This is a genomic window from Faecalibacterium sp. An58 (assembly GCF_002161515.1).
Taxonomy (GTDB): Bacteria; Bacillota; Clostridia; order Oscillospirales; family Ruminococcaceae; genus Faecalibacterium; species Faecalibacterium avium.
The window spans coordinates 17928-41191 of record NZ_NFHX01000005.1 but is presented as its reverse complement, the minus strand read 5'-3'; the positions used below and the strand labels follow the sequence as shown (position 1 = coordinate 41191).

The window sequence follows — 23264 nt, the reverse complement described above, 5'->3', positions numbered from 1 at the left end:
GCGATGGGATGTAAAAAGCATCCGGGCCCTTCCACACCGGCGGTAAAGTATCGGCCCGCAAGGGCAGCGATTGGAGGTTTGACTTATGCTTCTGCCTGCTGTTTTTCATGAGAATCTGTTCGATGATTGGTTTGATCCGTTCTTTGAGGATATGGATCGGGAGCTGGACCGCGGGTCCCGCCAGGTTTTTGGTAAGCGCGGCGCGAACATGATGAAGACCGACGTCAAGGATACCGGCACCACCTATGAAGTGGCCGTCGATCTGCCGGGCTGCAAGAAAGAGGACGTCCAGATGGAGCTGAACAACGGCTATCTGACCATCCAGGCGGTCCGTTCGCACAGCAACGAGGAGAAAGACAAGCAAGGCCGCTATGTGCGCCGTGAGAGCTTCTCCGGTACCTGCGCCCGCAGTTTCTACGTCGGTGAGGACGTCAAGAAAGAGGACGTCCGCGCCAAATTTGAGGATGGTGTGCTGAAGATCACCCTGCCTCATCCCCAGACCGAGAAAGAACTGCCTGCCGCCAACACCAATCTCATTGAGATCGAGTAACGGCGGCTGCGCCCCCAAAAGCGCGTCTTAAATGGATGCCCCCGGGAGACGAAAAGCCTCCCGGGGGCATTTTGTGTTTTGCAGATCCGGTCGATGAGCGCTGGCTGAATGCTGCAAACATTGGCAATAGAACTGTACAGCGCTTGAAAATCGGAAAGGCTGCATGAAATATGAACAATTGTTTAATTTTAGCACTCTATACTTGACAGTGCTAAAAGTTGGTGTTATACTAAAGCCGTGCTCAGGAGGAAAGGGCAGCGGGGCGCAGCAGTCCCGCAGAGGTCCGCCGGCCTGGGCAGCTGAAATGGATTGACCGGCCCTGCAAGGGGCTGTGATTGGAGGTTTTGATGTATGTTGCTGCCTGCTGTTTTTCATGAGAATTTGTTCGATGACTGGTTCGACCCGTTCTTTGAAGGGCTGGACCGTGAGCTGAACCGCGAGACCCGCAACACCTTTGGCAAGCGCGCGGCCAACATGATGAAGACCGACGTCAAGGAAGTCGAGGGCGGCTACGAGATGGATGTAGACCTGCCGGGCTGCAAGAAAGAGGATGTCCAGATGCAGCTGCAGGACGGTTACCTGACCATCCAGGCGGTCCGCAGCCACACCAACGATGAGAGCCGGAACGGCCGCTATGTCCGCCGTGAGACTTTCTCGGGCACCTGCGCCCGCAGCTTCTATGTGGGCGAAGCGGTCAAGAAGGAGGATATCCACGCCAAGTTTGAGGACGGTGTGCTGAAGATCACCCTGCCCCGCGCCGAGGTCAGGAAGGAACTGCCCAAAGTGAATCCCAACCTCATCGACATTGAGTAAAGTCCCGCACACAAAACGCAGAAACGATACGCCCCCGAGAGGCGCGAAAACCTCTCGGGGGCGTTTTTTGCACTCAAAAAATTACAGTTCCTTGCCGGTCAGCAGCTGGTAAGCTTCCAGGTACTTGGCGATGGTCTTGTCGATGACGTCCTGGGGCAGCAGGTAGTCGCTGTCGGGATGGGCCTTCAGCCAGTCGCGGACGAACTGCTTGTCGAAGGAGGGCTGGCCGTGGCCCGGCTCGTAGCCCTCCAGGGGCCAGAAGCGGGAGGAATCGGGGGTGAGCATCTCGTCGCCCAGCACGATGTTGCCCGCTTCGTCCAGGCCGAACTCAAACTTGGTGTCGGCAATGATGATGCCGCGGCTCAAAGCGTAGTCGGCGCACTTCTTGTACAGGGCCACGGTGTAGTCCCGCAGCTTCTGGGCGTACTCTGCGCCCTTGCCGGGGAAGTGCTTTTCCAGCACATCGATGCTCTGCTCGTAGGAGATGTTCTCGTCATGGTCGCCCAGATCTGCCTTGGTGCTGGGGGTGTAGATGGGCTCGGGCAGCTTGTCCGACTCCCGCAGGCCCTCGGGCAGGGTGATGCCGCACACCTTGCCGGTCTTCTGGTAGCTGGCCCAGCCGCTGCCGGTGATGTAGCCGCGGACGATGCACTCGATGGGCAGCATGGTCAGCTTGCGGCAGAGCATGCTGTTGCCCTCGAACTGGGGCTGGCGGAAAAAGGCGGGCATATCGGCGGTATCCACCGAGATCATATGGTTGGGCAGCAGGTCTTTGGTATAGTCGAACCAGAACTTGCTCATCTGGGTCAGGACGGCGCCCTTTTTGGTGATCTTGTTCTTGAGGATCACGTCAAAGGCGGAGATACGGTCGGTGGCCACCATGACCAGGGCATCGCCCACGTCATAGATCTCGCGCACCTTGCCCTCTTTGAAAGGCTTGTACTCAGTCATCAGAAAACACTCCTTCTTCTCTCATGGGGCGGCTGGGGGCCGCGGCCTTCGGTTCCATGGGTATTGTATCATATCCGCCGGCATTTTCCTACCGCCAGAATGGGGGAGTTGCTGCCCGGCGTGGGTCAAATTCTGGTAAAAACCCCAAAAAAGCCGCCCTTTCGGGCGGCAGATTTGGAATAAGTATGACTTATCATCACACGGCCCGGAAGCCCTTGCCGATGATCTCGCTGGAGTTGACGATGGTGATGAAGGCGTGGTTGTCGTTCATCCGCAAAAAGTTGCGCAGATGGGTGGCCTCCCGGCGGGTGAGCACCGTCATGATGACGGTCATGCTCTTGCCGGTGTAGGCGCCCTGGGCCTCCTCCACCGTGGCCGAGCGGTGCAGCTCGTCCAGGATGAAGTCGGTGACGTCCTCGGGGTTGGAGGTGACCACCGTGCACACCTTGCGCTGGTTGATGCTCTCGATGACGCCGTCCACCACAAAGGACTTGCCGATCAGGCCCAGGATACAGTACAGGCCGGTCTGGACGCCAAAGATGAGGGCCGCGCCGCTGACGATCAGGATATCGCTGGCCATCAGGGCGGTGCCGATGTTCAGGGAGGAATGTTTGGTCAGGATGAGGGCAACAATATCGGTGCCGCCTGTGGAAGCGCCGATGTTGAACACGATGGCGCTGCCGATGGCGGGCAGCAGCACCGCAAAGATCAGCTCCAGCAGGGTGTCGTTGGTGAAGGGGGCGGTCATGGGCCAGATGGCTTCACACAGGGAGACGTAGAAGGAGAGGGCCATCGAGGAGTAGACGGTCCAGCCCATACAGCTGATGCCCAGGGTGAAAAAGCCCAGGACCACCAGGGCTATGTTCAGCACCCACATGAAAAAGCCCACGTTGAACTGGGGGAACAGGGCCGACAGCAGCACCGACAGGCCCGAGGTGCCCCCGAAGGCAAAGTGGTTGGGGGTCTTGAACCAGACGATGCCCAGCGCGGTCAGCACCAGACCCAGGTTGAGCAGGATGAAAAAGCGGACGTTTGCAAGCATGGTTTCCTTTTTAAAGGCGTTTTTGACCAGGTCTATCATAATTCCTTTTCCTCATTTGCCTGTGCTTTGGGTTGCAATGTACAGACAGCCCGAAGCGCGAATTTCTTATACCAAGCAGAACTATACGATACTTCGCCCCGGATGTCAAGCATTCTGCACGAATGGACGGCAGAAAAATTACGGAAGGTGAATAAAAAGGGAAAACTGCGCCGGTCCTTCTTGCAGGAAAGGCGAAAATGTTGTATGATATACCATTATAGGGGCGTATTCTGACCGCGCGCCTGCCTGCGGCTTTGGGGCCAAAGGCGTTACAGAGCAGTATGAGGGAGAACAAGATGGCAGACAAAAACTTTTTGACCGATATCATTGACGCCGACCTGGCCGAGGGCAAGGTCAGCGAGATCCATACCCGATTCCCGCCCGAGCCCAACGGCTATCTGCACATTGGCAGCGCCAAGGCGATCTATATCAACTGGTCCATCGCCAAGGCCTATGGGGGCAAGTTCAACCTCCGCCTGGACGATACCAACCCCGCCCGGGAGGACGTGGAGTATGTGAACAGCATCCTGGAGGACCTGCACTGGCTGGGGGCCGACCCCAACGGCGGCGTCTTTTATGGCAGCGACTACTTTGAGCAGTGCTACGCCTATGCCGAGAAGCTGATCCTGGAAGGCAAGGCCTATGTGGACGACCTGACGCGGGACGAGATGCGGGAGTACCGCGGCTCGGACGCAGGCAAGCCCAGCCGTCCCTCCCCCTGGCGGGACCGTACCCCCGAGGAGAACCTGGACCTGTTCCGCCGGATGCGGGCAGGGGAGTTCAAGGAAGGGGAAAAGACCCTGCGCGCCAAGATCGACCTGGCCAGCCCCAACATGAATATGCGGGACCCGGCCATCTACCGCATCAAGTATGAGTCCCATCACCGCCAGGGGGACAAGTGGTGCATCTACCCCATGTACGACTTTGCCCACCCCATCCAGGACGCCATCGAGGGGATCACCCACAGCATGTGCAGCCTGGAGTTTGAGAACCACCGCCCCCTGTATGAGTGGGTGATCACCAACCTGTTTGGCACCGAGTTCCCCAAGCAGCGGGAGTTCGCCCGGCTGAACGTCACCAATACGGTGATGAGTAAGCGGTATCTGCGCGAACTGGTGGAGACCGGCATGGTGGACGGCTGGGACGATCCCCGGATGCCCACCCTCTGCGGCCTGCGCCGCCGCGGCTATACCCCCAGCTCCATCTTCACCTTTGTGCGGGAGGCGGGCATCGCCAAGTGCGACAACCTGATCGATGTGCGCCAGCTGGAGGCCTGCGTCCGCAGTGAGCTGGACCTGTGCGCCCAGCGCCGTGTGGCGGTGCTGCACCCGGTCAAGCTGGTGGTGGACAACTACCCCGCCGGCCAGACCGAGACGTTTGCCCTGGCCAACAACCCCAACCGGGAGGCCTGCGACAGCTCCACCCGGCAGGTAGTCTTCAGCCGGGAGCTGTGGATCGAGGAGGAGGACTTTGCCGAGGTGCCGCCTCCCAAGTTCAAGCGGCTGACGGTGGGCAGCGAAGTGCGCCTGATGGGCGCCTACATCGTACGCTGCACCGGCGTGGACAAGGATGAGGCGGGCCGGATCACCGCCATCCACTGCACCGCAGACCTGGAGACCGGCTGCGGCTGCCCCGCCGACGGCCGCAAGGTGAAGGGCACCATCCACTGGGTCAGCGCCGACCACTGCATCGAGGCGGAGGTGCGGCTGTACGACAAGCTGTTCACCCGCGAGAACATGAACAACCTCCCCGAAGGCACCACCTACAAGGACTACCTCAACCCCGACAGCGTCACCGTTTGCACGGGGGCCAAGCTGGAGATGGCCCTGGAAGGCGCCAAGCCCGGGGACAAGTTCCAGTTCGTCCGCAACGGCTTCTTCACCCCGGATTCCAAGCACCCCGGGGTGTTCAACCGGGTGGTCACCCTGCGGGACAGCTTCAAGCCCGCACAGGCGCCTGCCTGTCCTCAGTAAAAACGACAAAACGAAAGGAGGCGCTTTGCGCTTATGCCCAAACGGATCTGGCGCAATGCTCTGTTGATGGCGGTCGTCACCTTTTTGATGGCGGTGGGCCTGCTGTTTTATATCCGCAGCTCGGGACCCGTGCCCGGAGGAGAGAACCCGAACAGTGTCCTGCTCCACGACGGGGTGTATACCTCGGTGCAGCAGGGCTACATCAGTGAGGTGACGGTGACGGTGACCATCTCCAGCGGGATGGTATCGGACGTACAGGCCGACGCCTCGGGAGAGACCCCCGCACTGGGGGGCGTGGCTGCCGCGCAGCTGGCGGAGGAGCTGGCCCAGGCCGGCTCGGCCGACCGGGTGGACGTGGTGGCGGGCAGCACCTACACCAGCCAGGCTGTCCTGGATGGGATGCAGGACTGCCTGACCCAGGCGGCCGCAGGCTGACGAAACAAACCACAGAGCGCTTCCGGGCGGCAGAACTGACGCTGCGGGGGCGCTTTGTTTTGGATGGAGGGCCCTATGCTGGATACCTTTGACTACACCCTGGGCCCGGGCGGGGCGGTCCTGGCCAGGGCCTATGGAGACAGTCCCGTCCTCTGCCTGCCCCAGACGCTGCCGGGGCCCAAAGGGCCTCTGCCGCTGGCCGGGCTGGGGGGCTACTGCTTTGCCGAGACGGTGCGGGACAAGCCCAAAGGCCCCCTGCTGCGCTGTGTCCGGGAACGGGACGGCAGCCTGCGGGCTGTGCCGGCGGAGGAAGGGCAGGACCTGCACCCCGCCGCGGGACGCTTCCTGGAGGAGGTCGTCCTGCCCGGCACCCTGCGGGAGATCGGCAGCTGCGCTTTTTACAATTGCAGGGCCCTGCGCCGGATCACGGTGGGGAGCGGGCCGCTGGCCGTGGGCAGCGATGTCTTTCTGAACTGCTTTGAATTGGCCGAGGTGGTGCTGGAGGCCTCGCCCGACGAGGCTACCGGACTGTCTGCCCTGGTGAACAACATCTCCAGCAACCTGCGGGCGGTGTTCCGCGCAGGGGACGCTGTGCAGGGGGCGTTCCGCTACCCCGAATACTGGGAGGACATCGAGGAGACCCCCGCCCACATCCTGCTGCACACCTTCTCGGGGCAGGGATACCACTACCGCCAGTGCTTCCGGGACGGGCGGCTGCTCTGCGGCGAGTACGACGCCGTCTTTGCCCAGGGCCACGGCGGGGACGACCCGGCCTATATGGCCCTGCTCTGTTTGGACCGGCTGCGGTATCCCTGGCAGCTGGATGGTGAGGCCGCGGGCCGCTACCGGGCTTTCCTGGCCCAGCAGGGGGCTGTGGTGGCCGCCGGGCTGATCCGCGCCCAGGACCAGGAGGGGCTGCGCGCCCTGCTGGATCTGGGGGTGCTGGACGGGCCGGCCCTGGCGCAGGCATCGGCCAGCGCTAGGCAGGCGGGCAACGCCCAGGCGGCGGCCCTGCTGGCCGACGCGGAGTACCAGGCTGCCCCGCCAAAGCCCAAGCGGCGCTATACATTCGACGATATTTGAGCCGATGATCCTGTACGGAGGTGATCTGCATGGCGCGCAAGGCGCCCGTTGACTTCAACGCGCCCTTTCAGTCGGCGCGGCCCGAGACCCAGGAGGAATGGCAGGCCCGGATGGGCGGCGAGGTGCTTGCGGTGCTGCGCAGCGAGCTGTATCTGGACTTCCGCTTTTTGGACCAGGCCCTGGGCGCCCTGACCCCTGTGCCCGACGAGCGGTGCGGGGTGCTGGCCACCGACGGGGTCAGCCTGTTCTACCAGCCCAGCGCCCTGCTGCGGCTCTACCGGGAGAACCAGAAGTATCTCAAGCGGTTGTATCTGCACACGATATTCCACTGCGTATTTCGCCATCTGTGGATGCAGGGGAAACGCGACCCGGTGTTGTGGCACACCGCCTGCGACATCGCGGTGGAGAACGTCATCGACGGGCTGGGGCGCAGGAGCATCACCCGGCCCCTGACCTACGTCCGCCGCCGGGCCTATGAAGCCCTGACCGAGGGCGGCCATGTGGCGGCGGCAGCCCCGGCCTACCGCTGGCTGCTGGCCCAGACCCCCGGGGTGCAAAAGCAGCTGGCCCGGGAATTCTACGCCGACGACCACAGGCTGTGGCCCCGGCCCGGCAAGCCCAACCAGCCGGTCCCCCAGCCCCAGGCCCAGAAGGACTGGCAGAAGATCGGGCACCGGATGGAGACCCAGCTGGAGCTGCACGACCGGGAAGCCGGGGAGGACGGGGGGAACCTGGCCCAGGCAGTCAAGGCGGCCAACCGCAGCCGCAGCAGCTACCGGGAGTTCCTGCGCCGGTTCTGCGTGCTGCGGGAAGAACCCCATCTCGACCCCGACACCTTCGATCTGAACTTTTACACCTACGGCCTGTCGGTCTACGGCAATATGCCTCTGATCGAGCCGGTGGAGACGCGGGAGAACAAAAAGATCGAGGAGATCGCCCTGGTGATCGACACCAGTTATTCCACCTCGGGGGCCCTGGTGCGCAGCTTTTTGTCCGAAACATACGCCATGCTCAAGCAGCGGGAGAGCTTCTTCCGCCGGATGAACCTGCACATCATCCAGGCAGACAACAAGGTCCAGCGGGACCACCTGGTCACCACCGAGGAGGAACTGATCGACCTGATGGATCACTTTGAGCTGGCGGGGGGCGGCGGCACCGATTTCCGCCCTGCCTTCGACTATGTGACCAGGCTGTGCGAGGAGAAGAAGTTCCACAACCTGCGGGGACTGCTGTATTTCACCGATGGCATGGGGACCTATCCCACCCGGCGGCCCCCCTACGACGCGGCCTTCCTCTTTTTGGGGGACCGGTTCGACGACGCGGGCGTGCCTCCCTGGGCCATGAAGGTGGTGCTGGATGAGGAGGAGTTCGCCGGGCCTGAAGCAGCCCCTGCGCAGGGGCTGGCCGCCGCCCTGGAGGAGGAACAGGATCTCTATCGGGATCTGAACAATTCGTGAGGAGAGAGCCTATGAATATCAAACGTGCAAAGGAAGAGATCGAGCGCACGGTGCGGGCCTATCTGGCCAAGGATGCCCTGGGGGAATACGCCATCCCGGCGGTGCGTCAGCGGCCCATCCTGCTGATGGGCCCTCCGGGCATCGGCAAGACCCAGATCATGGAGCAGGCCGCCCGGGAGTGCGGGGTGGCGCTGGTGGCCTACACCATCACCCACCACACCCGCCAGAGCGCCGTGGGTTTGCCCTTCATCCGGCAGAAGCACTACGGGGACCGGGACGTGTCGGTGACCGAGTATACCATGAGCGAGATCATCGCCTCGATCTATGAGAAGATGGAGGCCACCGGCCTGCAGGAGGGCATCCTGTTCATCGACGAGATCAACTGCGTGTCCGAGACGCTGGCCCCCACTATGCTGCAATTTTTGCAGTGCAAGACCTTTGGCAACCAGGCCGTGCCGGCGGGGTGGGTCATCGTGGCGGCGGGCAATCCCCCCGAATACAACAAGTCGGTCCGGGATTTTGACATCGTCACCCTGGACCGGGTGCGCCGGATGGACATTCAGCCCGACCTGCCCGCCTGGCGGGAATATGCCCGCAAGGTGGGGGTCCATGGGGCCATCCTCAGCTATCTGGAGCTGCATCCCCAGAATTTCTATCAGATCAACGCCGACGTGGAGGGCGCCCAGTTCGTCACGGCCCGGGGCTGGGAGGATCTGTCCAATCTGCTGGACACCTACGAAAAGCTGGGGATGCAGGCCGATGAGGAAGTCATCCGCCAGTATCTGCAGCACAGGACCATTGCGGAGGACTTTGCCTCTTACCTGGACCTGTACTATAAGTACCGGGACGACTACGGGGTCGAGGAGATCCTGGCCGGGCGGCCCCGGCCGGAGGCCTTTGCGCGGCTGCTGCAGGCTCCCTTTGACGAGCGGCTGTCCCTGGTCAGCCTGCTGCTGGCGGGGCTGAAAGCGCGGTTTGGGGATTCCTGCCGGGAGAACGATGTGGCCGACACCTGCTATGCCCTGCTGCGGCAGCTCAAGCAGGATCTGGCCGCCCTGCCTGACCCCGAGCCCACCGATCCGGAGGACCTGCTCCAGCAGCAGATCGGGGACTATGAGGCCGAGACGGCCCGCCAGCGCACGGCCGGCGCCCTGGACAAAGAGGGACTGGCCCGCCGCCTGGGGGTGGCGGCCGCCCTGCGGGACTGGGCAGGACGTTTGCGCCGGGCCCACGCTGCGGGCACCCAGGAGGCCTTCGACCTGCTGCGGGGATACTTTGAGACCCTGGCCGCAGACCGCGAAAAGCGCCAGGAGGAGGCTTCTGCGGCCCTGGAGGCAGCCTTCGACTTTATGGAGCAGGCGTTTGGGGAGAGCCAGGAGATGGTGGTGTTCGTCACCGAGCTGACCGTTTCCCCGTCGGCCCACGCGTTCATCGCCGAGAACGGCTGTGAGCGGTACTTCCGCTACAACAAGAATCTGCTGCTGGATAACCGCAAGGCGGCCCTCGACCGGGAACTGGCGGCCGAGGAACTGCGCCACGGCGGACCAAAAGGTTAAGTACAAAGAAAAAGGCCCGCACGGAGCATCCGTGCGGGCCTTGTATATTTTTAGTCCAGGTGATGTTTCTGACAGAAAAGCTTGGAGGCAAAGTACATCCCCACCCACAGAAGGACGGCCAGCACCAGGTAGAGGGGATTCTCCAGCGCATTGGTGAGGGACTGGCCAAAAAGGGCCATCATGGCGATCATGACGGCCTTGCCGGCCAGCAAAGTCAGGATGTAGCGGCGGGAATCAAAGTCGGAGATGCCAAAGGCCAGATGCAGAAAGGAGGTGGGGGTGAAGGGCAGCATGGCCAGGGTGAACAGGGTGGGGACATCGCAGTGGCTGACCCACTTTTCGGCCTTGCGGATGGGCTCGAACCGGCTGGCGAACCGCCAGAAAAACCGCTTGACCACCCTGCGCCAGAAGGTGAACATGATGGCACCTCCCACCACCACGCCGCACCAGCTGTACAGAAAACCCATCACAGGGCCGTGGGCGGCCACGTTGAGCGCCACGATGGCGATGAGGGGCAGGGGCGGCACAAAGGATTCCACCATGGCCAGCAGGACCGGCACCAGGGGTCCGAGCCCCTCAAAGCTGTCCAGCAGGTTCTTCCAGAAATCCAGGGATGTGATCTGAGTGCTCCAATACTGAAGCATGTCTTCCATGCGCCGTCCTCCTATCGTACTTGGATGGTTTCAGGTCTTGTCCGGAACAAAGACCGCTTTGGATCTTCCGGATCTAGCTTATAGTATACCCTCCCATTATGACAAAGCGGTGAACGATCTGTCAAGTTGTGGGTGGAAGGGTCAAAAAGCGGCGGGGCTCAGCCCTCCTCTTTGGCGGCAGCGGCGCGGGCCTCGGCGGCGTGCAGCCGTTCCAGCTGCTGGCGGCGCTGCTTGTGCCAGCGGGCCAGCAGGTCGGGTGTGGGCATCTGGAGGCACCGGGCATAGGTCCAGTGCAGGCCGTCCCGGCGGGCCAGCTTGTACCGCTGAAAGACCCCCTGGCCGGCTTCGCTGTCGGTGCCGGCGCAGCAGGGGCACTGGGCCAGGGTATACCAGCTGTTGCTGCCCTTTTTCAGCCAGATATCATCGGGGACAAGGGCGGCGCCGCACACCGGGCAGGCCGCGCTGAGGATGCGGGGGTCGTTGCGCCAGGCAAACTGCTCCACGTTGCCCTCCCACAGGCGGAAATCCCGGTAGTCGCCGGGCTCGGGGCAGAGGCTCTGGCGCAGCGATTCGGCCTCGGTGGGATACTCGGCCAGGCCGCGCTCCAGGTCGATGCAGCGGCAGATATCGGCGGTGTACAGGGCGTCGGACAGCGCGTCGTGGAAGGGGCGCTCGGTGGGCAGCCCCAGCCGGGTGACCACGCTCTCCAACGTGAGGCCGTCCCCCTCCTTGCGGGGGTATTGGCTGAGAAAGATCTGCTGCAGGTTGTACCAGACGGTGGGGCGGCTCTCGTCCAGGTTGCATAAAAAGAGGTTCTGCTTGAGCACCGGCACGTCATCCAGACCCCACTCGGCAAATTCAGCGTCGGGACCGCACCACTTCATGAACCGGCGCAGCCCCTGCAGGATGGGCTCGCCCCGGTCCAGGTCGGCCTGGGTCAGGCCGGTGACCTTGGCGATGTGGTGCTGCAGTTTGCGGAAGATGCGGGGCCGCAGATGGATCGAGAAGGTGTCCAGGACGTTGCCCGCCTCATCCACCCTAGCGGCGCCGATCTCGATGATCTCCCCCCGCAAAGTCTGCTCCACCCCGTGGTAGTTGAAGGTATAGGGATGGTAGCCGATGTTCCATTCCAAATCAAAAATGACCAAATTTCGCTGAGGCATGATCGTATGATTCCCCATTCTTATAAAATAAAGCGCTCGATGGCTTCTGCGACGCCGTCGTGGTTGTTGTCCGCTGCCGTGATATAGTCCGCCTGTGCCTTGACGGGGCCTTCGGCATTGGCCATGGCCACGCCCACGCCGGCGTAGTGGATCATCGAGCGGTCGTTCATCCCGTCGCCGCAGGCCATCAGGTTGTCCCGGGTCAGGCCCATCCGGTCCAGCAGGGCCGCCAGGCTGCGGTCCTTGGCCACCCCCAGAGGCACCGCCTCAATGAAGAAGGGGCTGGAGGGGTACAGGTCGATCTGCCCGGCAAAGCGGTCCAGGCCGGCCTGCAGCACCGGCCGCAGCCGGATGGGGTCGAGGGTGATGAGCATTTTGTTGACCGGGTAATTGACGTAGGCGGGCAGGTCGGGCACGCCGACCATGGGCAGCTTGTTGGTGAAGCCCTCCCGCATGGCCCAGGGGTCCTGGGGACGCTCGGTGACGATGCCCTCCGGGCTGTATGTGACGATGGCCACGTTCTGCTGCGCCGCAAAGCTGCACAGGGCGGGCACCATGGGGGCCGGCAGCACCTGCTGCCACAGGATGCGGGCCCCGGGGCCGCAGTCCACGATGGCACCGCCGTTGTACGAGAGGATGGCCCCCGCCCGGCCGTTCTGGCCCAGGGCAAGATCCCGCGCCACAGGGGTGACCCCCTCGGTGGGGCGGCCGGAAGCCAGCACCACCATCACCCCTTTGGCCAGGGCCTGGTCCAGGGCGGCGCGGGTGCGGGGGGTGATCTGCTTGTCGTCGTTGGTGAGGGTGCCGTCCAGATCCAGTGCCAGCACCTTGATATTCGGTTTCGCCATAGAAAAGCGTTTCTCCTTCTTCCAGGCAGCCTTGCGCCGCCTTCACAGTCTTACTTTCTATTGTACAATAAAAGAGCGCAGGTTTAAAGAGAAAAAATCGGTTTTTCACGAAAAAGAATAAAAACCCCGCCCCAACGAAAGACGGGGGCGGGGAAAAGGGGGTTATCCGGCGGTCACTCGGCCAGGTTGCCGGTGTACAGCTGGTAGTATTTGCCTTTCTTGGCGATCAGCTCGTCGTGGCTGCCGCGCTCGATGATGCGGCCCTGTTCCAGCACGATGATGCAGTCGGCGTTGCGCACGGTGGACAGCCGGTGGGCGATGACAAAGGTGGTGCGGCCATACATCAGGCCGTCCATGCCCGCCTGCACCAGCGCCTCGGTGCGGGTGTCGATGGAGCTGGTGGCTTCGTCCAGGATCAGCACCGGCGGGTCGGCCACGGCCGCCCGGGCGATGGCCAGCAGCTGCCGCTGGCCCTGGCTGAGGTTGGCGCCGTCGCCGGTCAGCATGGTGTTGTAGCCGTCGGGCAGGCGGCGGATGAAGCCGTCGGCGTTGGCCAGCTTGGCGGCCACCACACACTCCTCGTCGGTGGCGTCCAGGCGTCCATAGCGGATGTTGTCCATGACGGTGCCGGTGAACAGGTGGGTATCCTGCAGCACGATGCCCAGGCTGGCCCGCAGGTCCGACTTCTTGATCTTGCGGATGTTGATGCCGTCGTAGCGGATCTTGCCGTCCTGGATGTCGTAGAAGCGGTTGATCAGGTTGGTGATGGTGGTCTTGCCGGCGCCGGTGGAGCCCACAAAGGCGATCTTCTGGCCGGGCAGGCCGTAGAGGTTGATGTCGTGGAGGACGGTCTTTTCGGGATTGTAGCCGAAGTCCACGTCAAAGAAGCGGATGTCGCCCTCCAGCTTGGTGTAGGTCAGAGTGCCGTCGTGGTGAGGGTGCTTCCAGGCCCAGATGCCGGTGCGGGAGTCGCTCTCCACCAGGTTGTTGTCCTTGTCGTATTTGGCGTTGACCAGGGTGACGTAGCCGTCGTCGGTCTCGCTGGGGGCGTCCATCATGGCGTAGATGCGCTCGGCGCCGGCCAGCGCCATGATGACGCTGTTGGCCTGCATGGACACCTGGCTGATGGGCATATTGAAGCTCTTGTTCAGGGCCAGGAAGGCCATGACGGTGCCCAGGGTGACCCCGCCGATGCCGTTGACCGCCAGGGCCGCGCCCAGAAGGGCGCACAAAGCGTAGCTGACGTTGCCCAGCTGGGCGTTGACGGGCATCATGATGTTGGCGTAGCCGTTGGCCCGGATGGAGCTTTCCTTCAGCTTGCCGTTCAGCTCGCGGAAGCCCTGCAGGGTCTTTTCCTCATGGGTAAAGACTTTGACCACCTTCTGGCCCTGGAGCATCTCCTCGATGTAGCCGTTGACGGCGCCCAGGTCCCGCTGCTGGGAGATGAAGTACTTGCCGCTTTGGGCGCTGATCTTTTTGGAGCAGAACAGCATCAGGGCCACCATGCAGATGGTCAGGACGGTCATGGGGATATCCAGGATGCACATGCTGACGAACACCGACAGGATGGTGATGACGCTGGACACCAGCTGGGGGATGCTCTGGCTGATCATCTGGCGGAGGGTATCCACGTCGTTGGTATACACCGACATGATGTCGCCGTGGGGGTGGGTGTCAAAGTAGCTGATGGGCAGGCTCTCCATGTGGGTGAACAGCTCGATGCGGATGTTCCGCATGGTGCCCTGGGTCACATTGACCATGATGCGGGCGTTGCCCCAGGCGGCCAGGATGCCCACCAGATAGATGCAGCCGATCCGTGCCAGGGCGCCGATCAGGGGGCCGAAGTCGGGGTCCTGCTGCTGGAGCATGGGCGCGATGTAGTCGTCGATGAGGGTCTGCAAAAACAGGCTGGCCTGCACATTGGCAAAGGCGCTGAGGAAAATGCAGATCAGCACCACGATGCAGTGGGGGGTGTAGTGCCGCAGCACCTCACCCAGGACCCGCTTGAGCAGCTTGCCGGGGTTGGCCACCTTGGGCCGGGGGCCCATACCGCCGCGGCGGCCGGGGCCATGGATGGTTCTCACGTTCTGTTCAGCCATCAGTCTTCACCTCCCTGCTTGTCGAAGTCGCCGCCGCCCTGGGTCTGGCTGTTGTAGACCTCCTGATAGATCTTGTTGGTGGCGAGCAGCTCCTCATGGGTGCCCAGGCCGTCGATCCGGCCGTTGTCCAGCACCAGGATGCGGTCAGCGTCCTGCACAGAAGAAATGCGCTGGGCGATGATGATGCGGGTGGTGCCGGGCAGCTTTTCCCGGAAGGCCTGGCGGATCTTGGCGTCGGTGGCGGTGTCCACCGCGCTGGTGGAATCGTCCAGGATCAGGATCTTGGGTTTGCGCAGGAGGGCGCGGGCGATGCACAGACGCTGTTTCTGGCCGCCCGAGACGTTGGTGCCGCCCTGCTCGATCCATGTATTGTACTTGTCGGGGAAGCGCTGGATGAACTCGTCGGCGCAGGCCAGGCGGCAGGCTTCCATGCACTCCTCCTCGGTGGCGTTCTCATCGCCCCAGCGCAGGTTGTCCAGGATGGTGCCTGAGAACAGGACGTTCTTTTGCAGCACCATCGAGACCTCCTGGCGCAGCACATCCAGGTTGTAGTCGCGCACATCCACGCCGCCCACCCGGACGGCGCCGCTGTCCACGTCGTACAGCCGGGGGATCAGTTGCACCAGGCTGGATTTGGCGCTGCCGGTGCCGCCGATGACGCCCAGCGTCTCACCGGGCCGGATGCGGAAGGTGATATCGCTGAGCACCGGGCTGCCGGTGCCGTGCTTATACTTGAAAGTGACGTGGTCGAACTCCACGCTGCCGTCCTGCACCTGATCCACGGGCTTCTGGGCGGGGGGCAGGTCGGTCTTTTCGTCCAGCACCTCGATGATGCGGCGGCAGGAGGCCACCGACATACTGAGCATGACGAACACCATGCTCAGCATCATCAGGGAGGCCAGGATGTTCATGACGTAGCCGAACAGGGCGTTCAGCTGGCCGGTGGTGATCACGCCGTCCAGCACGAAATGGGCGCCGAACCAGGACAGGGCCAGGTTGCAGCCGTAGATGGCCACCAGCATGGAGGGGTTGTTGAAGCTGAGGCGGCTTTCCGCCTTGACGAACTGGTTGTACAGGTCCTGGCAGGCCCTGGTGTACTTGTCGTCCTCATGCTTTTCGCGCACGAAACTCTTGACCACCCGGATGGCGGTGACGTTCTCCTGCACCGAGGCGTTCAGGTTGTCGTAGTTGCGGAACACCCGGTCGAAGATCTTGGTGGTGGGCAGCATGATGCAGCCCAGCACCACCAGCAGAAAGAGCATGGCCACCAGGAAGATGCCGGTGAGATGCGGGTTGATCATCACCGACATGATGAGGGCAAAGACCAGATGCACCGGAGCGCGCACGCACATCCGCATCAGCATCTGGAAGGCGTTCTGCACGTTGGTGACGTCGGTGGTCATACGGGTGACCAGGCCCGCCGTGGAGAACTTGTCGATGTTGGTGAAGGAATAGTGCTGGATGCGCTCAAACATGGCGTCGCGCAGGTTGCCTGCGTAGCCGGCGGATGCCTTGGCGGCAAAGCGGCCGGCGGACAGGCCCAGAACCAGAGCGATGGCCGCCACCAGGAAGGTGAGCAGGCCATACTTGATGACGGCGTCCATATCTCCCTTTTCGATGCCCTGGTCGATGATGTAGGACATCAGCAGCGGGAGAAGGACGTCCATGATGGCTTCCAGCGCCGACAGAAGCGGCGTGATGATCGCGGCGCGCTTGTACTCGCCGAGATGGGAGGCCAGCTTTTTGATCATGGGTCATACCTCCTATGGCGTATCGGGAAGCCTTCCGGCCCGGTCTGCCTGCCGGCAAACGCACCGGCCGCGGGGCATGGGAACGCTTGGGCAAAGGGGTCGGCGCTTTGGGCTTTTGGATACGCGCAGCTCTTATTGTTGGGTTGCGTACAAATTTGTTCAACGTCGAACATTCTATCCAAAAAAATGTTCGATGTCAACCTGTATGGGCAAGGTTTCAGATTTTGTTCATAGAAATTTCAGCGTTGGATTATTCCAGACCGGCGCGCAGTTTGTTGAGCAGCCGCAGCAGCTCTGCGTTCTCCTCCTCGGTCAGCAGGCCGGAGATATACTGGTCGGTCTGGCGGAGGCTGAGCATGATCTGCTGGTGGGCCAGGGCGCCGGCGTCGGTGAGGACCAGGCGCTTGAGGCGGGCGTCCTGGGGGACGCTCATGCGGCGGATATAGCCCTTCTTTTCCATCAGCTGCAGGATGTTGGTGACGGTGGAGCGGGTGATGGAGAAGGCCCGCTCGATATCCCGCTGAAAGACCTCCCGGTCCCGGCAGTTGTAAAGATAGGCGAGGATCCACCCATGCATGGCGGTGACATCCTCCACCCCGTTCAGACGGCTGTAATAATTCACCCGGCGGGAGATGAGGTTGTTGACCCGGCGCATCTGAGCCGGGATGACCTGGGGCAGGTCTTTGACGGGTCTGCTCAGCAGAGCCTGCTCGACGTCGGGGGAAAGGTGTGTGGGATTGATGGACATAACAGAAGCACTCCTTTGCGCTGGCTGTCTTGCCGGTCGGCAGGGTGCTGAACAATTTACACCCTGGACTGTCTGGACAAGAACAATTCGATACAAAACTATTATCGAGCGCCAAAGCTCCTTTGTCAAGGGCAAAATGGTGACAATTTGGTGCGCAAAAAGCGCCCCCGGACCGCCGGCTGGGGCGGGCGCGGGAGCGCTGGGAAAGGTTCATGCCAGGATGGCCTGGGCCTCGGGAGGAAGGGTATAGGCGGGGTCCAGCATATGCAGCAGCCGCTCGGGGCGGTTGGTGACGATGGAGACCGGCTGCATATCCAGGATGCTCTGCAGATCCAGCTTGCTGTCCACCGGCCAGGGGGCGGCCTCCATCCCCATGGCCTGCACCCGCTGCACAAGGTCCCGGTCCCGGAAGCAGGTGTTGTACTGGCAGCTGACCACCTCGGGAACAAAGTCCAGGCCGGCCAGATAGGCGGGCAGGTCGTGCTGGGCCAGCAGACTCAGCAGCAGCTGGAACAGGTTCTCGCCGGGGTGGTCGGAGGTAAGGGCCCAGATGCGGTCCATCACCCAGCGGGCGGTGATGTTTTCCTCGTCCAGGGGCTGTCCCTGGGAGAGGGCCATCAGGGCCTGGGTGGCTTCCTCCTCCCTGGGCAGGCCGGCTTCCATGCCGTTTTCCAGCCCGATGGCCTGCAGCAGGGCCGGCGGGGGGAACAGGTAGCTGTCCAGGGAGTTGAGGGTCAGCACCCCCACCCGCTGGCAGGGAGACAGCTTTTTCACCCGGCTCAGGATGCCGTGGTTGAACGAGGTGACCACGATCTTGTCCGCCAGGCCGGAGCTTTCCACCTCCTCCAGGATCAGCTCCGCAAAGGCGTCCTGATCGGTGGTGTTGTTGGCTCCCAGAGGGGACTTGAACTCCACCTGGATGGTCTCCACCGTGCTGCAGGCCTCCAGGGCCTCGGCAAAGGTGGGGATCTTTTCCCCGGCGAAACGGGGGTCCTTCCAGCTGCCGAAATCCAGGGCGCGCAGCTGCTCCAGGGTACACCAGGGGATGACCTTTTTCTGGTCGGCGTGCAGGTCGGTGATGTATTCGTGATGGACCACCAGATGACCGTCTGCGGTCAGCAGAGTATCAAATTCGATGCCGTCCACCCCCAGGCTGGCGGCCAGCCGGAAGGCGGTCAATGTATTTTCGGGCGCGAGGTGGGATGCGCCCCGGTGTGCGATGACTTTGGGCCTCACAATCGTTTCTCCTGTTTTTTGACGTTCAGTCTATCAGTATAGCGGCCCGGGAGAAGATTGGCAAGCGTTTTCACAAAAAGTTTCCGGCGGGTTCAAAAATGGCGCGGAAGAAGCAGAAAAGCCCCCGGCTTTGCAGCTGGGGGCCCCTCTGGTTTTATGGCTAGGAGGTTTGGAGTTACTCTCGATCAGGAGAGGAACATGAGCTGGCGGTTTACTTGCCTGCGCGGCGGGCCTTCAGAGTCTCGACGTTCTGATCCACACGCTTTTTGCTCAGCGGGTAGACGAACCACAGCACGAGGGCGATGACGGCAAAGCCGATGATGGGAGCCATGCAGGCGATGGTGTAGATGCCGTTCAGGACGTTGGGGTCCTGCTGGGTGGCGGTGGAGTAACCGATGATGCTCAGCAGAGCGCCGATCAGGCCGGCAGAGAAGGCCTGGCCCAGTTTCCGGGCGAAGGAGTACACCGAGTAGATGGTGCCGTCCTCGCGGACGCCATTCTTGACTTCGCTGTCGTCGATGACGTCGGTGATCATAGCCCAGACGATGGTGTTGAACAGGCCCAGGCCGGCATAAGCCACGGTATAGAAGCCCAGGTAGACCCAGCCGCTTTCAGGATGGAGGATGAAGCAGATCAGGTAGACGATGGCGCCGAACAGGGAGCCGGCGATGGCGGTCTCCTTTTTGCCGATCTTGGAAGCCAGCATGGTGGCCAGGGGAGCGACCACCACCAGGGAGGCGATGGAGGAGCACATGGCGACCGCGGACTGTGCGGCGGTGTTCTTGAAGTAGTAGGGGAAGATGTAGGGGTTCATGCCGGTCATGGTGAGCATGGTCAGCAGCAGGCACAGGGCCGCCAGGATGATGCCCAGCAGGGAACGGCTGGTGAAGATGCGCTTGAGCAGGACCACGGGCTCGAACTTCTCGGTCTTGGCGGGGATGACGACACGCTCGGTGGTCAGGTTGAAGCACAGCAGATAGCAGACGATGGCGCAGACGCTGAACAGGCCTGCCATGACCAGCATACGGCTGCCGCTCAGGACGGGAGTGCCGTTGACGGTCTCATAGGCCAGCAGCGGGGTGGCGGTGCCGATGACCAGGTTGGCCAGGGTGGCGCCGATGCTGCGGAAGGTGGACAACTGGGTGCGGTCGTTGGCCTCGGGCGAAATGGCGGAAGCCATCGAGCCGTAGGGGATGTTGATGGAGGTGTAGAAAATGGAGCCCCACAGCAGGTAGGTGACGAACATCCACACCACCTTGAAGGCCATGGGCATACCGGCGAACTCGGACTGGTAGATCAGGAACGAGGCGATGGCCACCGGTCCGCACATCCGCTTGATCCAGGGACGGAAACGGCCGTCCTTGGTGGGCTTGGCGCGGTCTACGATCTGGCCCATGGCCACATCGGTGAAGGCGTCCACAAAGCGGGCTACCATCATCAGCAGGCCGACGATGGCTGCGGGCACGCCCATGATATCGGTGTAGAACACCATCATAAAGCTGGAGGATAGCATGAAGGTGAAGTCGTTGCCGAAATCACCGAACATGTAGCCGAGTTTGTCCCTCATACCAAAGGGGCGCACGGCCGTGGTTCCGGTGTTTGCCATAAATGATTACTCCTTTGTTGGCTGGGGGCTGCCGGCAGGGTACCGCCTGCCCTGTGTGGGACAGCCCGGGTGGATTGCGTCACTTTGCACAGTCACAACTGTACAAAGCTGCGGAATATTGGTTACCGTGTAACGTAGTATATCACAATGTGGAAAAAGAAACTAGAAATATTTTGTGCTGTATCCCTACATTTTAATGGTCCTCCTGTTTAAAGACGCCGAAATTACGTCTGCGTATTTGTGCAAGATGCACTATTTTGAGAGAAATGGCCCCTTTGCAGGCAGGAAATGGGGCGAAAAACGGGGCGATTGCCTTTCCCGGCCGGGAATGATACAATAAAGAAAAAACACAAGGAGAAAAAGCCATGAAGGAACCCAACAGCCTTTCGGGCCGGCAGTGGCCCGGCTATACCACCATAAAGACCGAGCAGAGCGAGCTTTTCCACGGGACAGCCACCACCCTGACCCACGATGTGAGCGGCGCCGCCGTGCTGGTGATCGAGAACCAGGACGAGAACAAAGCCTTCGGCATCGGGTTCGGCACCTTCCCCAGCGACGATACGGGCGTGTTCCATATCCTGGAGCACTCGGTGCTGGCAGGATCGGAGAAATACCCGGTCACATCGCCCTTCCTGCAGCTGGTCAAGAGCAGCATGGCATCGTTCCTCAACGCCATGACCTTTGGGGACAAGACGGTATACCCCTTTGCCACCCCCAATGAGGCCGACTTCCGCAACCTGATGGACGTCTACCTCAACGCGGTGTTCTGCCCCCTGGCGATGAAGGAGCGCAGCGTCTTTGAGCAGGAGGGCTGGCACCGGGAGGAGGACGGCTCCTTCAGCGGGGTGGTCTACAATGAGATGCAGGGGGCCCTGGCCTCCCCCGAGGCCCGGCTGGATGCGGCCATGGACGCGGCCCTTTTCCCGGACAACGGCTACGGCTTTGTGTCGGGGGGCGACCCTGCCGCCATCCCGGGGCTGACCTATGAGCAGTACGTCAAGATCTACCGCCGCCATTACCGCCCCGATAACTGCTGCATCACCCTGTATGGCCGGATGGACATGGCGGACAAGCTGGCTTTTCTGGACCAGCACTATCTGAGCAAAATGCCCCGGAGCGGGCCCCGGCCCCGCACCCCCCTGCAGGTCCCTCAGACAGGGGTCCGGCGGCTGGTGCCCTACTACACCGACACCCCCGGCACGGTGCCGGTGGAGTGCGCTCTGGGCTGGTACACCGGCCGTTTTGAGGAGCAGGAAAAGCAGACGGCCGTCAGCATCCTGCTGGACGCCCTGCTGTCCACCAACCAGTCCCCCCTGAAAAAGTACCTGCTGGAGCAGGGCCTGGGGACCGATATCCAGGTGGTCTTTGACAGTTCGGTGCAGCAGCCGGTGATCGAGCTGCTGCTCAAGGGGACCGACCAGGAGCGGGCGGCCCGTTTTGCACCGGCAGTCAGGGCCGGTGTGGAAAAGATCTGCGCCGAGGGCATCCCCCAGGAGCTTCTGACCGCCTCCATCAATAGCCTGGAGTTCCAGGTGACCGAGCGCCCGGGCAACCTGCCCGACGGCGTGATGGCCGCCATTGAGGCGGTGACCGGCTGGCTGCACACAGGGGATCCCATGGCGGACCTGCGGGTGGAGGAGATCTTTGCGTTCCTGCGGGAGAAGGTGGGCACCGACTGGTATACCGGCCTGCTGGCCCAGCTGCTGGAGGCCGACCCGGTGGAAGTCACCCTGGTTCCCCAGAAACCCCAGCCGGAGGACGGGCCCTCGGCCCGGCAGGAAGGCAAGCTGCAGCTGGACCACCCCCTGACGGTGGCCGACCTGGCCGAACCGCTCCACTTCCCGGATGCGGAGGAAGAACAGCTGGCCGGCCTGACTTTGGTCACCCGGCCCACGGCGGGCAGCCTGTATCTGAATTTCTACTACGATATGGGCGCCCTGGACCCCGAGGAGGTCAGCGATGCCGCCCTGCTGCTCAGCCTGCTGGGTGAGCTGGACAGCGGCAGTCACACGGCCATCCAGCTGACCACCCTGCGGAACACCTGGCTGGGCGAGAGCTTTGTGACCATCGACCACTGGGTGGGACGCCAGGCGGAGAAGCCCTGCATCGCGAAATTCGAGGCGCGGGCCAGCCTGCTGGAGCGCAACCTGGACAAGGCGGTGGAGCTGCTGGGCGAACTGCTGTACGACACCAGGCTGGAGGGGGCCCAGGCCGAGACGGCCCTCGCCCGGACCTTGGAGCAGCTCAAGCTGGATTTCGAGCACGATTTCATCCAGAGCGGGCACGATTATGCCATCCTGCGGGCCGGCCGCAGCTTTTCGGTGGATATTGCTTTGGCGGAGCGGACCGGCGGCGTGGATATGTACCGCTTTGTATGCAGGCTGCTGGAGCAGCGGGACTGGCCGGCCCTACTGGCTCGGCTGGAGGCGGTGCGGAACAAGCTGCTGCGCCGCTGCAGCCTGACGGTCTGCTGCCATGGCAGCGCCGCCGCCTGCCAGCGGCTGCGTGAGCTGCTGCCCGGCAGCGTCTTTGCCGGCCAGGGCCGCGCCCCGGCCCGGCCTTACAGTGAACCGCTGCCCCCGGCCCGGAACGAGGCGTTCCTGATCCAGGGCGGGGTGAACTATGACGTACTGGCCTGGCCGATGAACGGCGACGCCGCCCGCAAGGTGCTGAGCCGGGTGATGAGCTATGAATATCTGTGGCAGGCCATCCGGGAGCAGGGCGGCGCCTATGGGGCCGGTATGCTCAGCAGGGCGGAATTTGAACTGATCTACACCTACCGCGACCCCCATGCCGCAGGCAGCTACCGGAAGTTTGCCCAGGGGCCGGCAGTCCTGGCCGCCAAAGAGTACACCCCCGAGAGCCTGAGCGAGTGCATCGTGGGCACGGTCGCCCAGGTGGATTCGCCCCGCAAGCCCCGCCAGCAGGCACTGGAGGCGGACCGCCGGTATTTCTGCGGGGTCACCGGTCCGATCGCCGCTGCCGACCGGGCCGCCATGTGCGGCGTCACCGCAGAGTGGCTGCGGCAGCAGGCCGGCAGCCTGGCCGGGCAGATGGCCCGGGGCGTCCGCTGCACCTTTGGCAGCCGCGAGGCCATCCAGCGGGCCGGGGATCTGTTTGACGCCGTGGAGGACCTGAGCGCGACCTAAAGGCGCGGTGATGGCGGGCGGCCTGGCCCAGAAACTGTACCGGCTGTACGCCCTGGAAAGCCGCCGCGGATGAAGGGCGGCAGGGCTGGACGGTTCGAACCCTTGCCTATGC

Annotated in this window: 18 protein-coding genes; 8 read left to right on the top strand and 10 right to left on the bottom strand. The window is 62.6% G+C overall.

The features are described from left to right. Positions 1–85 precede the first annotated feature (85 nt). Together B5G12_RS05770 and B5G12_RS05765 are read left to right on the top strand one after the other, a co-directional pair. Entirely contained in the window at positions 86–550 is a 465-nt protein-coding gene (locus B5G12_RS05770; RefSeq protein ID WP_087228287.1) for an Hsp20/alpha crystallin family protein, read from the top strand. A gap of 351 nt (positions 551–901) precedes the next feature. Beyond that, complete coding sequence (locus B5G12_RS05765) at positions 902–1363, top strand: Hsp20/alpha crystallin family protein (protein WP_087324230.1); 462 nt, start codon at positions 902–904, stop codon at positions 1361–1363. Between the two features lie 81 nt (positions 1364–1444). On the opposite strand, the gene B5G12_RS05760 is transcribed toward B5G12_RS05765, so the two are convergent. Both B5G12_RS05760 and B5G12_RS05755 read right to left on the bottom strand, forming a co-directional pair. Beyond that, positions 1445–2314: a phosphoribosylaminoimidazolesuccinocarboxamide synthase gene (locus tag B5G12_RS05760; RefSeq protein WP_087228286.1), complete on the bottom strand. Its 870-nt coding sequence runs from the start codon at positions 2312–2314 to the stop codon at positions 1445–1447. 196 nt (positions 2315–2510) lie between these two features. Next, positions 2511–3395 carry a YitT family protein gene (locus tag B5G12_RS05755; RefSeq protein ID WP_242955953.1) on the bottom strand — a complete coding sequence of 295 codons (885 nt, stop codon included), beginning with the start codon at positions 3393–3395 and terminating at the stop codon, positions 2511–2513. Positions 3396–3676: 281 nt separating this feature from the next. Here B5G12_RS05755 and B5G12_RS05750 point away from each other — a divergent pair, with 281 nt between their 5' ends. The 5 genes from B5G12_RS05750 (at position 3677) to B5G12_RS05730 (ending at position 9899) form a co-directional block, all read left to right on the top strand. Beyond that, positions 3677–5368 (top strand): glutamine--tRNA ligase/YqeY domain fusion protein, encoded by a 1692-nt coding sequence (locus B5G12_RS05750; protein WP_087324229.1) that lies wholly within the window; start codon positions 3677–3679, stop codon positions 5366–5368. Between the two features lie 33 nt (positions 5369–5401). Then, positions 5402–5803, top strand: coding sequence for an FMN-binding protein (locus B5G12_RS05745; RefSeq protein ID WP_087228284.1), 402 nt, complete (start codon positions 5402–5404; stop codon positions 5801–5803). 75 nt (positions 5804–5878) lie between these two features. Beyond that, the gene (locus B5G12_RS05740; RefSeq protein ID WP_242955951.1) at positions 5879–6886 is read left to right on the top strand and encodes a leucine-rich repeat protein; all 1008 of its coding nucleotides are present in this window, start codon (positions 5879–5881) and stop codon (positions 6884–6886) included. Between the two features lie 29 nt (positions 6887–6915). Next, positions 6916–8343 (top strand): vWA domain-containing protein, encoded by a 1428-nt coding sequence (locus B5G12_RS05735; protein ID WP_087324227.1) that lies wholly within the window; start codon positions 6916–6918, stop codon positions 8341–8343. Positions 8344–8354: 11 nt separating this feature from the next. Continuing rightward, positions 8355–9899 carry an AAA family ATPase gene (locus B5G12_RS05730; RefSeq protein ID WP_087324226.1) on the top strand — a complete coding sequence of 515 codons (1545 nt, stop codon included), beginning with the start codon at positions 8355–8357 and terminating at the stop codon, positions 9897–9899. Positions 9900–9949: 50 nt separating this feature from the next. Here B5G12_RS05730 and B5G12_RS05725 read toward each other — a convergent pair whose 3' ends face one another. The 8 genes from B5G12_RS05725 to B5G12_RS05690 form a co-directional block, all read right to left on the bottom strand. Further along, positions 9950–10552 (bottom strand): TVP38/TMEM64 family protein, encoded by a 603-nt coding sequence (locus B5G12_RS05725; RefSeq protein ID WP_087324225.1) that lies wholly within the window; start codon positions 10550–10552, stop codon positions 9950–9952. 158 nt (positions 10553–10710) lie between these two features. After that, positions 10711–11715, bottom strand: a complete 1005-nt coding sequence (locus B5G12_RS05720) for a 3'-5' exonuclease (RefSeq protein ID WP_087228279.1) — start codon at positions 11713–11715, stop codon at positions 10711–10713. A gap of 20 nt (positions 11716–11735) precedes the next feature. Then, entirely contained in the window at positions 11736–12563 is an 828-nt protein-coding gene (locus B5G12_RS05715) for a Cof-type HAD-IIB family hydrolase (protein WP_087228278.1), read from the bottom strand. Between the two features lie 173 nt (positions 12564–12736). Continuing rightward, entirely contained in the window at positions 12737–14662 is a 1926-nt protein-coding gene (locus tag B5G12_RS05710; protein ID WP_087324224.1) for an ABC transporter ATP-binding protein, read from the bottom strand. Beyond that, positions 14662–16413 carry an ABC transporter ATP-binding protein gene (locus tag B5G12_RS05705; RefSeq protein WP_087228276.1) on the bottom strand — a complete coding sequence of 584 codons (1752 nt, stop codon included), beginning with the start codon at positions 16411–16413 and terminating at the stop codon, positions 14662–14664. The genes B5G12_RS05710 and B5G12_RS05705 overlap by 1 nt, the downstream gene beginning before the upstream one ends. A 250-nt stretch (positions 16414–16663) precedes the next feature. Continuing rightward, complete coding sequence (locus tag B5G12_RS05700) at positions 16664–17161, bottom strand: MarR family winged helix-turn-helix transcriptional regulator (protein ID WP_087228275.1); 498 nt, start codon at positions 17159–17161, stop codon at positions 16664–16666. A 210-nt stretch (positions 17162–17371) separates the two neighbouring features. Continuing rightward, the gene (locus B5G12_RS05695) at positions 17372–18397 is read right to left on the bottom strand and encodes a glycerophosphodiester phosphodiesterase (protein ID WP_158099682.1); all 1026 of its coding nucleotides are present in this window, start codon (positions 18395–18397) and stop codon (positions 17372–17374) included. A 211-nt stretch (positions 18398–18608) separates the two neighbouring features. After that, the gene (locus tag B5G12_RS05690; RefSeq protein ID WP_087324222.1) at positions 18609–20003 is read right to left on the bottom strand and encodes an MFS transporter; all 1395 of its coding nucleotides are present in this window, start codon (positions 20001–20003) and stop codon (positions 18609–18611) included. A 365-nt stretch (positions 20004–20368) separates the two neighbouring features. Between B5G12_RS05690 and B5G12_RS05685 the strand changes: the two genes are divergently transcribed. Continuing rightward, positions 20369–23152: an insulinase family protein gene (locus B5G12_RS05685; RefSeq protein WP_087324221.1), complete on the top strand. Its 2784-nt coding sequence runs from the start codon at positions 20369–20371 to the stop codon at positions 23150–23152. Positions 23153–23264: the final 112 nt, after the last annotated feature.